At 44.8% G+C, this 14576-nt stretch carries 11 protein-coding genes; 7 read left to right on the forward strand and 4 right to left on the reverse strand.

The window, feature by feature from the left end:
* Positions 1–66 precede the first annotated feature (66 nt).
* On the reverse strand, positions 67–3102 hold the full coding sequence (gene ydiJ / locus V1U08_RS08695; protein ID WP_330470424.1) for a D-2-hydroxyglutarate dehydrogenase YdiJ: 3036 nt from the start codon (positions 3100–3102) through the stop codon (positions 67–69).
* A gap of 264 nt (positions 3103–3366) precedes the next feature.
* On the opposite strand from ydiJ, the gene V1U08_RS08700 reads away from it, so the two are divergent.
* The 7 genes from V1U08_RS08700 (at position 3367) to V1U08_RS08730 (ending at position 9269) form a co-directional block, all read left to right on the forward strand.
* Positions 3367–4047, forward strand: a complete 681-nt coding sequence (locus V1U08_RS08700) for a DUF3334 family protein (protein ID WP_020333023.1) — start codon at positions 3367–3369, stop codon at positions 4045–4047.
* A 188-nt stretch (positions 4048–4235) separates the two neighbouring features.
* Positions 4236–4931 (forward strand): DUF2786 domain-containing protein, encoded by a 696-nt coding sequence (locus tag V1U08_RS08705; RefSeq protein WP_014231598.1) that lies wholly within the window; start codon positions 4236–4238, stop codon positions 4929–4931.
* A gap of 194 nt (positions 4932–5125) precedes the next feature.
* Positions 5126–5794 carry an OmpA family lipoprotein gene (locus tag V1U08_RS08710; RefSeq protein ID WP_014231597.1) on the forward strand — a complete coding sequence of 223 codons (669 nt, stop codon included), beginning with the start codon at positions 5126–5128 and terminating at the stop codon, positions 5792–5794.
* A gap of 75 nt (positions 5795–5869) precedes the next feature.
* Entirely contained in the window at positions 5870–6826 is a 957-nt protein-coding gene (locus V1U08_RS08715; protein WP_330470425.1) for a J domain-containing protein, read from the forward strand.
* Positions 6827–7003: 177 nt separating this feature from the next.
* Positions 7004–7189, forward strand: a complete 186-nt coding sequence (locus V1U08_RS08720; protein ID WP_014231595.1) for a hypothetical protein — start codon at positions 7004–7006, stop codon at positions 7187–7189.
* 366 nt (positions 7190–7555) lie between these two features.
* A complete protein-coding gene (locus V1U08_RS08725) occupies positions 7556–7948 on the forward strand; it encodes a SulA-like leucine-rich domain-containing protein (protein WP_014231594.1) in 393 nt (130 codons plus the stop codon).
* Between the two features lie 217 nt (positions 7949–8165).
* Positions 8166–9269 carry a phosphoribosylaminoimidazolesuccinocarboxamide synthase gene (locus V1U08_RS08730; protein ID WP_065296701.1) on the forward strand — a complete coding sequence of 368 codons (1104 nt, stop codon included), beginning with the start codon at positions 8166–8168 and terminating at the stop codon, positions 9267–9269.
* Positions 9270–9351: 82 nt separating this feature from the next.
* On the opposite strand, the gene V1U08_RS08735 is transcribed toward V1U08_RS08730, so the two are convergent.
* The 3 genes from V1U08_RS08735 to V1U08_RS08745 form a co-directional block, all read right to left on the reverse strand.
* Entirely contained in the window at positions 9352–11025 is a 1674-nt protein-coding gene (locus tag V1U08_RS08735; RefSeq protein WP_330470426.1) for an alkaline phosphatase D family protein, read from the reverse strand.
* Between the two features lie 366 nt (positions 11026–11391).
* Positions 11392–11769 (reverse strand): hypothetical protein, encoded by a 378-nt coding sequence (locus tag V1U08_RS08740; protein WP_014231591.1) that lies wholly within the window; start codon positions 11767–11769, stop codon positions 11392–11394.
* Positions 11770–12055: 286 nt separating this feature from the next.
* The gene (locus tag V1U08_RS08745; protein WP_330470427.1) at positions 12056–14410 is read right to left on the reverse strand and encodes a helicase-related protein; all 2355 of its coding nucleotides are present in this window, start codon (positions 14408–14410) and stop codon (positions 12056–12058) included.
* Positions 14411–14576 lie beyond the last annotated feature (166 nt).

A 14576-nucleotide genomic window follows, 5' to 3' on the forward strand; every position in this document is an offset into this window, starting at 1 on the left:
TGAAGTCTCAAGTTGATGAGTCGATAAAAAGCCCAGCAGAACTGGGCTTATTCTTCATTGAAGTGATTAAATAAGTGTCAGCAACGCCTGAACCGGATGCTTCGGCTTAGTGCCTTCAAAACGTTTTACCTGACTTCGACAAGAGTAACCCGTGATGAGACATCGCTCGTTGTCCAACTTATCTAAGTTTGGCTTCCAGCTCAGGTTGTAAATGTCTTTCGACATTGTCACCTTATCAACCTCGTGCCCAAAAGTCCCCGCCATACCACAGCATCCAACTGGGACAGTATTTAACACCGCACCAAAGTGAGAGAAAATCGCACCCCACTCTTTTTCTGCGTTTGGCATTTTGGTTTTTTCTGTACAGTGAGCAAACAGATACCAAGGTTCTTGCTGAGTAGACTCTACTGATGCGAAATCTTCCAGTCTTGGATAGAGCCATTCATGAGCGGTCAGCACCTCAAAATCACCGCGCTTGTTGCCCAGTACTTCGTTGTATTCATCTCGGTAGCAAAGCACTAATGCTGGGTCAACACCCACCATTGGAATGCCCAGATCGGCAACCAAAGATAAAAACTTCGCGGTATCCGTTGCTGTTTCTGAGAACTGGCGTAAAAAGCCTTTGATATGCTGCGCTTTACCATTTGGTTTAAATGGCAGTAAAACCGGATTCATTCCCAGTTTTTTTGTCAGCTTCACAAAATCTTCTACCACTTCGGCATCGTAATAGCTGGTAAACGGATCTTGAACGATCAGAACATGTTTGCTCTTCTGTTCTGAAGACAATCGAGACAACGCGGTGAGGTCATAAGCGGTCGTCAGAGATTCAACACGTTTTTGCAAAGTCGGTACAGACAGCAAAGGCGCATCCACGTAACCCACTGTCGATGCGGTTAGGCTTTTCACCCAAGATTGCTTCAGGACACCGTTCACAACGCTAGGGGCTTTCGCCATCAGAGGTAACATGGTTTCAATGTTCGCCACCAGATAATCTTTTGCAGGACGCTGGTAGCGAGAGTGATAGATATTTAAGAAGCGAGAACGGAAGCTCGGCACATCCACTTTAATCGGACATTGGCTGGCACACGCTTTACAAGCCAGACAGCCATTCATCGCCTCATAAACCTCATGAGAGAAATCATATTCATGACGACGGTTAATTGAATGACGAACGCGATCGATCATAGTTTTGATCGACGATTTGTTTTCCAATGCTTGTTGTTCAAGGTCGAGAATATCGATTCCTTGTTCCGTCAACTGACGTAACCACTCACGCACTAAGCCTGCACGACCTTTAGGAGAGTGACGACGGTCAGCCGTGACTTTCATCGATGGGCACATTGGTGAGCTGGTGTCGTAGTTAAAACACAGGCCATTACCGTTACATTCCATCGCTTGCTTGAAGCTGTCGCGAACCTGAACATCAATCTGACGATCAAAGTAACCACGTTTGGTGTCAGTTACTTTTACCAACTCTGCATCACTGTCTAACGGCGTACAGATTTTGCCCGGGTTCATCTTGTTGTGAGGGTCAAACGCCGCTTTTACGCGTCTTAGCTCAGTAAACAGCTCTTCACCAAAGAATTCCGGGCCGTATTCTGAACGGAAACCTTTTCCGTGTTCACCCCACATCAAGCCGCCGTATTTCGCGACCAGCTTAACGACTTCATCTGAGAGTTCATGCATTAGCGCTTCTTGCTGCGGGTCGCACAGATCCAGAGCAGGGCGAACGTGCAATACGCCCGCATCGACGTGGCCAAACATACCGTAGTTGAGAGACTTCCCGTCAAGCAGTTCGCGGAATTCAGCAATAAAATCGGCTAAGTTTTCTGGTGGGACGCACGTATCTTCAGCAAACGGTACCGGTTTAGCACGACCTTTAGCCGCCCCCAGCAGACCTACCGCTTTTTTACGCATGTTGTAAATACGGCCAATGCTCGCCACATCATTACACACCTGATAGCCAATAATGCCCGCTTCTTCTGTTTCGAGCATGGTATCAAGTTTGGCAGTTAACGCTGCGACTTGAGAGGCGATCTCCTCAGCATCTTCGCCTGCGTATTCCACCATGTTGATACCAAGCATCTCTTTGTCTGGTACATCCGTGATGAGATCGCTGACCGTATGCCAAACTATATCTTGTTTCGCGAGGTTAAGAACTTTTGAGTCGACCGTTTCTACCGACATCGCGTTTGCTTGCACCATCAGTGGCGCGTTACGCAATGCTGAATCAAAACTGTTGTATTTAACGTTCACCAAGGTGCGAACTTTAGGAATACGAGTCAGGTTTAACTTCGCTTCGGTGATAAAAGCAAGTGAACCCTCTGCGCCACACAAAACGCGGGTGATATCGAAGCTATCATCCTCTTCGTTAAGTGCATTTTTCAGATCGTATCCAGTCAAGAAACGGTTTAAAGGTGGGAACTTATCGTTAATTTGTTGACGCTTTTCACGACAGACGGATTCGGTGACTTTCAGCGCGGTTGCGGCAAACTCGCCCTCTTTAGGATAACCATGAGACAAGTCAGACTCTAAAATCGAACCATCGGCAAACACGGCTTGGAGTGAGAGGACATGATCTGACGTTTTGCCGTATTTCAATGATCCCTGACCAGAGGCGTCAGTGTTGACCATACCGCCGATAGTGGCGCGATTACTGGTGGATAAGTCAGGTGAGAAAAAATAACCATAAGGGCGTACTGCATCATTTAACTGGTCTTTAATCACACCAGTCTGAACGCGTACCCAGCCTTCTTCCTCATTGATTTCAAGCACTTTGTTCATGTGGCGAGATAAGTCAACCACAATGCCTTTCGTTAGGGACTGCCCATTAGTACCAGTACCGCCACCGCGAGGTGAGAACGTGATTCGCTCGTATTTTTCTTTATTGCTCAGTTTACCAATAAGCGCAACATCTTGCGTTGTTCTTGGATGAACAACAGCCTGAGGTAACTGCTGGTACACACTGTTGTCAGTGGAAACCGCAAGTCGGCTTGAGTATTGGCTTTCTATATCGCCGGTGAATCCAGCTTGTTCAAGCTCTTTTAAAAAAATCAGAACAAGAGGGTCGACGTCAGTTTGCGAGTGTAATCTTGGTAACATTTGCTTCCTGCCCCTACGACGCTGATCCTATCAGCTGCGGGTTATCTAATTATTTTACTCAATCCTCAAGCTGCTTTTCGAAAGAGTCTCGAGACAGGCAGTAGAGTTAGAGTGGAGTGATTTTCTTCGGGTTTGATCACTTTACAACATTTGAAAAAGCGATTAAATCAGAATCTCAATACAATATTGAAACTTATGCTTTATTTCTTGACTATTAATGCCTTACATTGAGAAAAAAATCGCCTTTCTCAATGAGCTTTCAGAATGAAAAAGAATAAAGTAGTAACCACAGAAGATATCCTTCTAAAACTTTGCCAGTCAGTTTCTGGCGTCCTTACCTCTGCCACCTCTTCCCAAGTCAACTATTCCGCCATGGTGCAAAAGATCAACAAAACCAGCCTTAAGCCAGATTTTGGTTGTTTTGTCTTGTTTGATGGTGGATTCACCGGCTTAGTTGTCATTAACTTTACGGCCAAAGCCGCACTTGAGATCTACACCAATTACATGCGTAATATGGGCATGCCCGAAGAAGAACTGGCCATCTCTCATACATCCGATGAAGTGGCCGATGTGCTTGGTGAGCTGATGAATCAATTAGTGGGTGACTTCACGAATAAAATCCGTAAAGAGTTACAAACTATCATCACGCAAAATCAGCCTAAAATGCTGTCACTGAATAAACAGGTTATTTTGCAGGTAGACACCAACCTTGATCGCCCTCAGGCGCGCCGTGTGACTTTCTCTACCGCAAATAACAACATCTTTTACCTTGAACTGGCTATGGATAAAACCGAGTTTATTCAGCTGGAAGAATTTGAAATCGCAGAAGACGAAAACCCGGATGATATTCTGGAAGCCACTCGCAAAAAGATGGCAGAAAAGGAAACTCAGGAATCACTTGCAACAGATGAAGCCAATGACTTGTTAAACCAACTGGGCTTGTAACCGCGTACAACATCTTTGTCCCTCCATATCAGAGAAATCTGACCTTCTGAATAGAATGCAGGAATAACACGCTCCGGCTCGCAACGGGGCGTTTTCCTTCTTTAGCCGTCGCATTGTATTTCGTTTTTATGTCAAAAAAGGTAATATATCTGACTTCATAAATTTTCTGCTTTAGTAATTGGTTGTCGATGGATAAACAAAAAGCCCTGAAAAAAATCGCCAAGTGTTTAGAACTGGGTAACTCTGCCAACGTCAATGAGGCCGCAAATGCCATCAAGATGGCTCACCGCCTGATGATGAAGTATGGTCTGGACAAAGATGACATTGAGTTCATCAAAATGGGAAAAACACAGTCTTCCCATCTATTACCTGCGAACATAAGTTCTACCATTTTGCGCGTGATTCGTGGCATCAACACCAAATTTGGCGTTGAAGCGGTACTGCTGAATCACAAAGGGCTTAAACGTGTTGAGTTTATTGGTGAAGCGGACCGTGCGATTTTCGCCGCCTTTGCGTTCGATATTATCTATCGTGAAATGAACGAAAGTACTGGCCAATTCCGCAACAGTTTTGCGGGTAGTGGTACTTCTTCAATGGAAGTTACACGCCGCGTGAACTCGTTTGTCTCAGGTTGGGTTGAAGGTGCGATTGAAAAGCTCCCTGTTATCTCTCCAGATGAAGAGTCGGCCAACAAAATCAACGACTATATCGACAAAGAATTCAAAAACATCGATCGCGAAACGTTCAAGAAGCAACTTAAAGAAGCGATGAAAAACCTCACTGCAGACTATGAAGTTGGTCTGAAGAAGGGTCGAAAAGTTTCGGTGAACCGCGGGGTGGGTGGCGAGCAAGCACGTAAAATGCTCAACAATCACTCAGAATAACCTCCTCTATCAGGCCAAATATGTCAATGGCTTAGCAAATCCATTGATCTTATTTGGCCTAAGTAAGACAATTCTTACAATTTTCTGGTTCCATCTTACTTTCACCTAACAAAACTTAAGAACAGCTGATTAATAATTTATATCTCAATTTTATAAAGCAGCGTTTCGCCTCATTTTTATACGGAGATTTTCCCTTGAAAAAGCTGTCTATAGCACTTGCTCTAGTGCTTGCTCTTACAGGCTGTCAAGCCACTCAACGTCAAAATGCCACAACTGGTGAATACGAAACCAACTCCACGACTCTGGGAGCCTTAACTGGTGCCGTTGCTGGTGCAGCTATCGGGTTAGCAACAGGTGACAATGCTAAAGAGCGTCGTCAACGTGCTTTGATCGGCGCAGCTGCTGGTGGTGCAACAGGTGCTGGCGTGGGTTACTACTTTGACAAACAAGAAGCGGCACTACGTCAAGAATTGCTGAATTCTGGTGTACAAGTTCAACGTGTTGGTGAAAACCAGCTTCTGCTTCGTATGGAAAACGGTATTGGCTTTGCGTCAGATTCATACCAATTGGATTACGGCATCCACAACACGCTTCGTGGTGTTGCTCGTATCCTTGTTGAATACCCAGATACCAGCCTTGTGATTGACGGCTACACCGACAGCACAGGCAGTGAGTCACACAACCAGTCACTATCTGAAAACCGCGCAGAATCGGTACGTCAGTTCCTGATACAGCAAAATGTGGCAGCTGGACGTGCAATTGCACGCGGCTATGGTGAACGTAACCCACTTTGTTCAAATCAGACAACTGAAGGCCGCGCTTGTAACCGCCGCGTTGAAATCCAAATCTTGCCTCTGAAGTGATTTGATAGCACCATTAGGTAATTACGGATAATTACCGGAGCAGGCCTAGAAATTGTTTCTAGGCCTGACAAACTAATGGCTTTCAAAACCGTCTTTCTATTTATCTTGAGCAGTTGCCTCTCAAGTCTCGTATTTTCCTCCCAGTCCCCTTCTTCAGCGGAAGACCAATTTAAACTGGCGATGAAGTCAGACTCAACGTCTCCAGAAGAGACTCGTTACTGGTTAGAACAATCCGCAAGCCAAGACTACCTGCCCGCGCAAAAACAGTTAGCGGAAGATTATACTTTGGGATTAACGGGCTCAGTATCCTACCCTCAAGCCGCCTACTGGCTGAGTACCATCGCACTGAGTGATCCAGCAGATAGTGGCTACGCCCTTGCCAGTTTCTTGGAAAAGCACCAGCAAAACATCACCACCGATGATTTAATCGAAGCGTGGTATCAACTTTCTGCAAAGCAAAACAAAGATGCAGAAATCGCGTACAACCATTTCCTAGAGCAACGTTTTAATCAGTTAAGAGCCAAACAAGTATCGGCAATGACTGAGTTGGACCAAAGCTCCGCTGAAGCGCAACCAATGCAATCCGACGACATAAACCAAGCGAAAGGGTTTAGCGCCGAGCCGTTTCTTGCCATTGGTTTCTGTGGGTTAATGCTGGGTGCTGGTTGGTTTGGGTATAGAAAACAACAGCAAAAGCGTAAACTTCAATCGGTTGATGAAGAAAATAGAACCCGACAACTGGATGTGCAAGTGAAAGAGTTGGAATTCACCAATAAGCAATTAAAACGCCAGTTGGAGCAGGTATTTAGAGAGTTTAAGAAAGTCAAATCTGAATCCGCTCCCTATGATCTGACCATTGCCTGTGCTGTGTTTGGTTACACGCCAAATTCGATTCCACAAGCTCAAGCCGTAAAACTCCGTTATCGTCAATTATCCAAGCTTTACCATCCCGATGCTCAAGGAAGTGAGGCAGAGATGAAACGTCTTAATCAAGCTTTTAGAATAATCACACAAAATGTTACAAAAGCGTGAATTTTCAATAATCACTAGAAGCCACAACCTTTCAGCCCCCACAAACAGGGAGCTGCAATCGATTTCCTTCTCAAAATAATTAACAGACATTTAACCTTCCCCACTTACTTGTGTCATAATGCGCTGCGAAAAATAACACCTAAAGACTCTAATTTTTCTAGGTGGGGAGAAAAATCAATGTTCACTGAAGAAGGCACCTGTGATTGGTGTAAGAAACCAGCTCTTATCACGCGACATGACTATGTAGATGGTAAACATCACAATTCATGTCAATCTTGTTACGATATGGCGAAAATCGATGTCCGCCTATTCAACCAAGGTGAATTGCAAATGCGTGAGCGTATGTCTCAACGTGCAAGCTGAAAACTCAAATCAATGGAACTGATTTCTAAAGGCGCCTCATAGGCGCTTTTTTGTTATCTGCTCACCTCCACTGCCAAGGATAACCCGCCAAACACAGTAAAAAGTACTGTATAGACTGATCATAACCACTGTATATACAGTAGTTTTCTTTCCTTGATGCCCCACCAATATTGTTAGTTACTTCACATTTCGTAAGCCGTACCAAACATATCATCTAAAATTTAAATCTTTATATTTCAATATTTTAAATAAAATCCCTAACAAAACGACGAAATTGCATTGCTTCAAAAAGCATAAAAACCAGTTGATCGATCCCTTAAAACAAACTACTGTATAGACATACAGCATGTATAAAGGAACAGTAAGATGCAGCTACACAGTCAAACTCAAACATACTCTCGTTACAATGTACTGGCACAAGCTACTCAACCCATGAATGTTTCTAACCAGCTTCTTTCTAAGCTGGCTGTACTGTCTCAGCAGAAACAATGGATTTTGTTTACGTCCGAGTGCCCTCGTCCCAACTTTGACCAGCTCACTGCTTCCAATATTTGTTGTAAAAACGTCATTCAGATGAAGCCATCCCAACAGCTTTCTGAAGTCGAAATTGTTGTTAAAGCGATACGTTCAGGTAACGCCAGTGCGGTTGTCGCATCAAATGACATAGCGCCGATGAATCAGTCTATGCTGCGTGATATTGGCCTACGTTATCAGTGTGAAGTCTTTTTCGTCGAAGGCAGAGTAAACCAGTATCACTAACAAGTTCGACGTTATCCATCCTGCATCTCGCCTCCATTCCTTGGGGGCATTTTTTTACCTGCGACTTAGGGAATTAATAAATAAGGCAAACGTTTGCTTTTTCTCTGGCGAGTTAAAATAGTTCTGGTATGATGCCCACATTCGATTTATTCAGCTGCTTACTTTTGCTGAATATCTTCTCTTTATGACGTTTGATTAAGATGATAGGAATGTCGCAATGAGCCTTGCTAATCAAGTACTTGCCGTCAATGACGACCTGCCAATTCGCACTCACAAACCCGTTCACAGCGGTAAAGTTCGTTCAGTTTACTGGTTAACTGAAGAAGACAGCGCCCGCCTGATCAAAGAAAAAGGATACGATGTTGCCCCTGACGCGCCTCTGGCGATCATGGTGATTAGCGACCGTATTTCAGCTTTTGATTGCATTTGGCATGGAGAAGGCGGTCTGAAAGGTGTGCCTGGTAAAGGTGCCGCATTAAACGCGATCTCGAACCACTGGTTCAAACTATTTAAAGACAACGGCCTGGCTGACAGCCACATCTTAGATATTCCTCACCCGTTCGTTTGGATCGTACAGAAAGCAAAACCAGTTAAAATCGAAGCGATTTGCCGTAAGTACATCACAGGTTCTATGTGGCGCGCATACGCAAATGGTGAACGCGAGTTCTGTGGTATCCAGCTACCAGAAGGTTTGGAAAAAGACAAAGCTCTACCAGAGTTATTGATGACACCTTCAACCAAAGGCATTTTAAAAGGTATCCCGGGTGTACCAGAAGCAGACGACGTAAACATCACTCGTCAGAACATCGTAGATAACTTTGAAGCATTTAACTTCTCTAGTGCAGACGATATTGCACTTTACGAAAAGCTATTGAAAGAAGGCTTTAATGTCATTAGCAATGCGCTAGAAGCCATTGATCAAATCTTTGTCGATACGAAGTTTGAGTTTGGTTACGTTCACGATGCAGCAGGCAACGAAAAACTGATTTACATGGATGAAGTTGGCACGCCAGATTCTTCACGTATTTGGGATGCAAAAGAGTACCAAGCAGGTAATATCGTTGAGAACTCAAAAGAAGGTTTCCGTCAGTTCCTGCTGAACCACTTCCCTGACCCAGATATCTTGCTGAACAAAGAGCGTATGCCTGAGCGTGAAGCACTGGCTCGTGATAACGAACTGCCAGTTGATTCATTGATGGACATTTCCAAGACTTACATTGGTATTGCAGAAAAAATTACTGGTAAGCCAATTACGCTAAGCGAAAATCCAAAAGCCGAGATCATTGACGTTCTTAGCAAAGAGTACGGGTTAATCGACTAAAACGTTCGATAGCCAACTGAAGTGTATTGATACAGAAAGTCCGCATTAATGCGGACTTTTTTCTTTGTGTGACTCAACCAAGTTAAAAAATATTTAACGTAATACCGTCTGTCGTCGAAGCCGACTTTGTCGTGACCTGATAGTCTTTCGATTTAATGGTCGACACAAAATACCAAGTCGACTGCGCATTATCAGGCGTAAACGTCACTCGCATAAAGCCCCGTTGTTTAATATCTGTCCACTTTAGCTCTGAGACTAAATGCGGCAAAGTGAACTCCATTTGGGCAGTTACTGTTGAGTCCATGGCTAAATACGCTTCCAAACCCGGTGAACTGACTGAGCTGGTTGCAAATTCAACACCGACAGGAGTACCTGAAATGTCATGCAAAGCACTCGCCCATGCATTGTGCGTATCGCCCGCTAAACAGACAAAATTGCCAGCACTAGCATTCGCTAATTGGTAAACTTTCTCTCGCTCTACGTAGTAACCATCCCAAGCATCGAGGTTATAAGGCAAAGAGACGGGATCTGAACTTGGGTCAGACAGATAGTTGGTAATGGCTGTATTCACGGCCAATAAAGCCGCGGCTTGCTGATCTTCGGTCGCGGTAAACAATTGGAACATCGCAGTCATAACTGAGCTTGGTAACTCCATTTTCGACATCAGAACCTGTTGCCCCAATACATTCCATTTGGCATTACTCGTCGTAAATTCATTCATCAACCAAGCCAGTTGGTCAGAGCCAAGTAGCTCTCTGTCGACACTTCGTGACTCAGCGACCAAGCCTGCAATGGCTTCCATGCTTGGTTCACTTAACGAAAAGTAATCCAATGGCTCATCACGACCAACTAATCGAGTATCGAGCATCATCAAGTTCACTAAGTTGCCAAAGGAGAACTGGCGATAGATCAGCATACTTGAATAGCTATTCTCTCGTACGGGCAACCACTCAGTCCACGCCGCCGCTGCCGCTGCGCGTCTGTCATTAAAACTGCCTTCGTCATCTTGATGGTTTTCGGCACCTTCTTTCCACGCATCATTCGCGAGTTCGTGGTCATCCCATACTGCGATCATCGGTAATTTCGCATGTAACGCCTGAAGATCAGCATCTTGGCGATATTGGGCGTATCGTTTTCGGTAGTCATCTAACGTTACGCACTCCGTGCCTTTACTTGCCACTCGATCTAATGTCTCAGCGTCTTCACTGGCATACCCACCAGCACCATATTCATAGATGTAGTCCCCTAAATGCAGCACCACATCAAATGAAGCCTCTTCATGCTGATTTAAAATCTCGCGATAGACATTGAAATATCCAGCCGGATAATTTGCGCAAGACACAACCGCCATTGATGCCTGTTCGATACTTTCATCCGGTAGGGTTTTGGTCTCTCCGACTCCGCTTACCACCTCACCAACCATAAAACGGTAGTAATAGTGAGTATTCGGGTTGAGGTTTTTAACATCGACTTTTACGGTAAAATCACGACTGGTATCCGTAGTGAACACACCACTTTTTACCACATCTGAAAAGCCCTCATCTGAGGCAACTTGCCATGTCACATCAGCATAGTCAGCATCCGTGGTAACACGCGTCCAGATGATGACTTGAGTTTGAGTCGGATCGCCACTGGCGACGCCATGATCAAAGGAACCCACTACTAATTCAGAGCTATCACTACCACAGCCAATGAGCCCGGCTGTAACTGCGGTCGAAGAAACTGCTTTCATGAAATCTCGACGAGAAATAGACATACTCACTTCCTTTCTTATTGTTTGTTTTGTTATTAGTTTTCACCTAACTGTCCGTAGTCGATGAGCATGACTTATCTTATTGATTCACCGAAGATAAGTTACTAACCCATGCCGCTGACAATCTGGTCTAATCAGTTAACCAAGAGCATTAAGTTAGAAGATAGTTGTGACAATTAGATTGCTGCACGTAAAGAACATGCTAAATATAGTGCATATAAAGCCGCACCGTGACTTTTGAGGATTTGAGGTATCAGAGCAAAAGCTGACTGACGGCTGTAGGCAAACGCAAAAAAGTAGTCAGTATGGATGGGGGTCTAGAGCGATCCAGAGGGTGATCGCTCTAATCATGGGTGGAGAAAGACAGGCTCACAGTTTGATGTTTAGAATCTCTTGCTCTGTTGCATCAACTTTCAAATGGCTTCGCGACTCAATATACTCAATCTGCTTTAAGTCTAACGAATATGGCATGACAACACGCAGTTCTTCTATCCCTTCACCTTTTGCAAGTCGAGTTAACTCGACCAGATTCGACTCGTCACTATGACGTGAAGACATGGACTTTAATGCGGCGTCCCATAGACGGTCTTGTGGCTCACTGAGCTCTGCAAGGTTCTTTTTCCACATCAGACCAAAGATGGGAGCGATGGTGGCAAACGCATCTAGGAAGGTCCACTTCTTACTTGCAGTGGCCCCTAGAAAACTGGTGTAGTCGAATTCAATGCATGTTTTATTTTGTTGATCCATTTTATGCTCCGACACTCAAATTGAGATATACCAACTATCGTTCAACTATTTTGATATAGCAATGGGATATAAGAGAATAGTCTTTTATGCCCTAATTTGCCGTCAAAAAGAAATATTAAAACCAGCCTTGTAACAACTAATGTACAGCTTTTCTATATACGCAACCAATTGATTAATATTTCAATTTAAAAAAGAAACAACTCCATAAATATTCAATATATAAATACTTAATCAACAGGCATTCACAAAGAAAATAAACTCGTATAACTAAGATATAAAATCGTTATTACTTCACATCAATGACGCGGCTGGCTTTCTTATATTGCACTTTCCAACCCGACCAACGTGGCAGTTCCCAGCGCTTTGGATCGCCCTTTCGACTCCCTTCACTATAAACAACATGGACAAGTTTGCGGCTGGCGAAGTACTCCACATCAAGCTTGAGTTCGGCAAGCAATAATTTCAGAGGGAATTTCTGTGCGAAATCCTCGTATTCCCATTCAGGTACCCCTGAAAAAGGCAGATCATCGGCATCGAATAACGCCATATCTTCAACTGATTCGACCCCCAGTGTTTGCAGTTGCTCGGCTAACCAATCGGTAAAAGTCAGAGATTCCAATCCTTCGAGGCCGGTCGCTTGTTGATTTAACCCCAGTGCGTTGTATAACTGCCAATGCAGAATTTGCTGTTTTCTTAATGGCGCAAACCCCGGCATTAACGTTTCATCTTCGATCATCTCTACGATAGATTGAATGGCAACGTCCCCTTGCAACGCCTGAAACTCGGTCACAACAGTCCGACCAGCGTACACCAGGCTCATGGTTGCCCGTGGTGATTCTTCTTCATAATTGGTTTCGCCTTGTTGCCACTCTCCCAAGCTGAGGTCTTTAATGAGCGATAATGGCGCTGGCATCATCACCGAAGCAAGATTAAGCGTCTGCTTAACACCTCTGCCCGGCACACTATGGCTATCCAGCACTAACGCGGCTTGTTCTTTTTCGGGGAAACGGCTATTGCGCCCTACTACCATCTCCATAACGCCGTTCCCTAAGGCATCTCGGCGGCGCTCTCTGCGAACAAACACCAGTTCAGGGTGAATTTCCGCTATGGCATAGCAAAGTGATTCGCGCCGATATCTTGATGCGACTTCCAGTTGCGGTAATTCGAATAGCTCCCGCATTTGCTTAGCAAGGCCTTGCGCTTCTTCCAGCACACTTGAATCGACTGTGATGCCTGGTAACTTGTCGCCGCGAACTAAACGAATCATCAGAGAAGCATCACACCCCGTCGGCTCCTCTAGTGCCAATGCCTCCGCAACGTCGCCACTTTGCAACTGATATAGCTGCGCAGGAACCGACAACGCAGCTGCTAAATCAACCATGGCCTCTTTTTCGGGTCTGGTCTGAATACGGGTCACTAAATCAGCAAATAAGGCATCAATCGGTAATGGATATACTTTTCTTCCGTGCTCGGTAATCTCACCTTGCTCATCAACCGCTTCCATGGCTTTCAGGCTTTCAAATGCCAGATGCAATGATTTATCAGGGACACTATCGAGGAAAGACAATTCTGCCAGACGATATCCGCAGCAAGCGGCGGCCAACATCGGCTCGACTAATTCTTCTCGGTGCAGCTCGGGAGGCGTAATGAGTTCTAAAGGCGCATGTTCTCCATATAGCCTTATGCAAGTGCCTTGTGCAACACGACCTGCTCGTCCCATTCGCTGTTCAGCACTGGCTTTGGAAATGTTGCTTAACGTTAATGCCGTGCGACCATTACGCTGCACAGTTCGTCTTTCGAGCCCGCTATCAATCACGACTCGAATGTTTGGAATGGTTAGCGACGTTTCAGCCACATTAGTAGCAAGCACGACCTTTCGCTGACTTTGGATGGTTAATGCACGATTGCGCTCGTCATCACTCACAGAAGCATGAAGCTTTACCACCAATACACTTTCCCGACTTTGCAGCATCTGGGCACACTGAGTGATCTCTTTACGACCAGGAAGAAATACCAGAATGTCTCCCTCTTCGTCCTCCAACGCTTCTTTAACTGCTCGAACAACATCATTCTCACAGCCTTTTTTGTTCGGAAGATAACGGCTATCAGCGCTTCGATATGTCACTGAAACTGGGAAGCAACGCCCTTCAGAGCGAAGACGTTTAGCCTGTAAATAATCAGCAAGCTTCTCTCCCTCTAAAGTGGCAGAAGTGACAATAAGACGGTGACGATTTTCCTGTTTCAAAATCGCGGTAAGGAGATCAATGTCCCAACGGCGTTCATGAAATTCATCGACCATTACGATATCGAAGCTTGCCAGCTTGTCTTCTGCAAACCAACGTAGCGCAACACCTGGCGTAACAAAAACCACTTGCGTATTTTCATCAAAATAAGAATGCAGCTTAATCGCATAGCCAATTTTCCCACCGACCGACTCACCTGATTGCTGCGCAAGAAACTCCGCCAATGACGTACAGGCTATTCGGCGCGGTTCAATCACTAAAACACGGCCATGGCCAGCAGCCCAAAGTGGTAAGCGAGTTGATTTACCCGAACCAGTTTCAGCTTCTACAACAAGGTGAGCGTGTTTCAGGTTCTGATCAAATTCATCTTTTAGGGTATCGATAGGTAATAGAGACATAGGATACGGGGTTTGTTCTGATAATGAGGGGCATTATACCCAAATTACGTCGAGATACTTGTTTGAGAGAGAATCACGCGACTTTGAAACCCTCTGGATGATTTCTTTTGAGTATAAATTTCCACCAGACGTGAATTTTATTGCAACATTACCTTGATGTGCATCA

The organism is Vibrio sp. YYF0003 (assembly GCF_036350715.1).
Classification (GTDB): Bacteria; Pseudomonadota; Gammaproteobacteria; order Enterobacterales; family Vibrionaceae; genus Vibrio; species Vibrio natriegens.

What these genes read in the sequence shown, in the direction of transcription:
- V1U08_RS08700 (WP_020333023.1), top strand. Translation starts at nt 3,367, where the DNA reads ATGAAAAAGAATAAAGTAGTAACCACAGAAGATATCCTTCTAAAACTT.
- V1U08_RS08705 (WP_014231598.1), top strand. Translation starts at nt 4,236, where the DNA reads ATGGATAAACAAAAAGCCCTGAAAAAAATCGCCAAGTGTTTAGAACTG.
- V1U08_RS08740 (WP_014231591.1), bottom strand. Translation starts at nt 11,769, where the DNA reads ATGGATCAACAAAATAAAACATGCATTGAATTCGACTACACCAGTTTT.
- V1U08_RS08745 (WP_330470427.1), bottom strand. Translation starts at nt 14,410, where the DNA reads ATGTCTCTATTACCTATCGATACCCTAAAAGATGAATTTGATCAGAAC.
- V1U08_RS08725 (WP_014231594.1), top strand. Translation starts at nt 7,556, where the DNA reads ATGCAGCTACACAGTCAAACTCAAACATACTCTCGTTACAATGTACTG.
- ydiJ (WP_330470424.1), bottom strand. Translation starts at nt 3,102, where the DNA reads ATGTTACCAAGATTACACTCGCAAACTGACGTCGACCCTCTTGTTCTG.
- V1U08_RS08715 (WP_330470425.1), top strand. Translation starts at nt 5,870, where the DNA reads ATGGCTTTCAAAACCGTCTTTCTATTTATCTTGAGCAGTTGCCTCTCA.
- V1U08_RS08730 (WP_065296701.1), top strand. Translation starts at nt 8,166, where the DNA reads ATGAGCCTTGCTAATCAAGTACTTGCCGTCAATGACGACCTGCCAATT.
- V1U08_RS08720 (WP_014231595.1), top strand. Translation starts at nt 7,004, where the DNA reads ATGTTCACTGAAGAAGGCACCTGTGATTGGTGTAAGAAACCAGCTCTT.
- V1U08_RS08735 (WP_330470426.1), bottom strand. Translation starts at nt 11,025, where the DNA reads ATGTCTATTTCTCGTCGAGATTTCATGAAAGCAGTTTCTTCGACCGCA.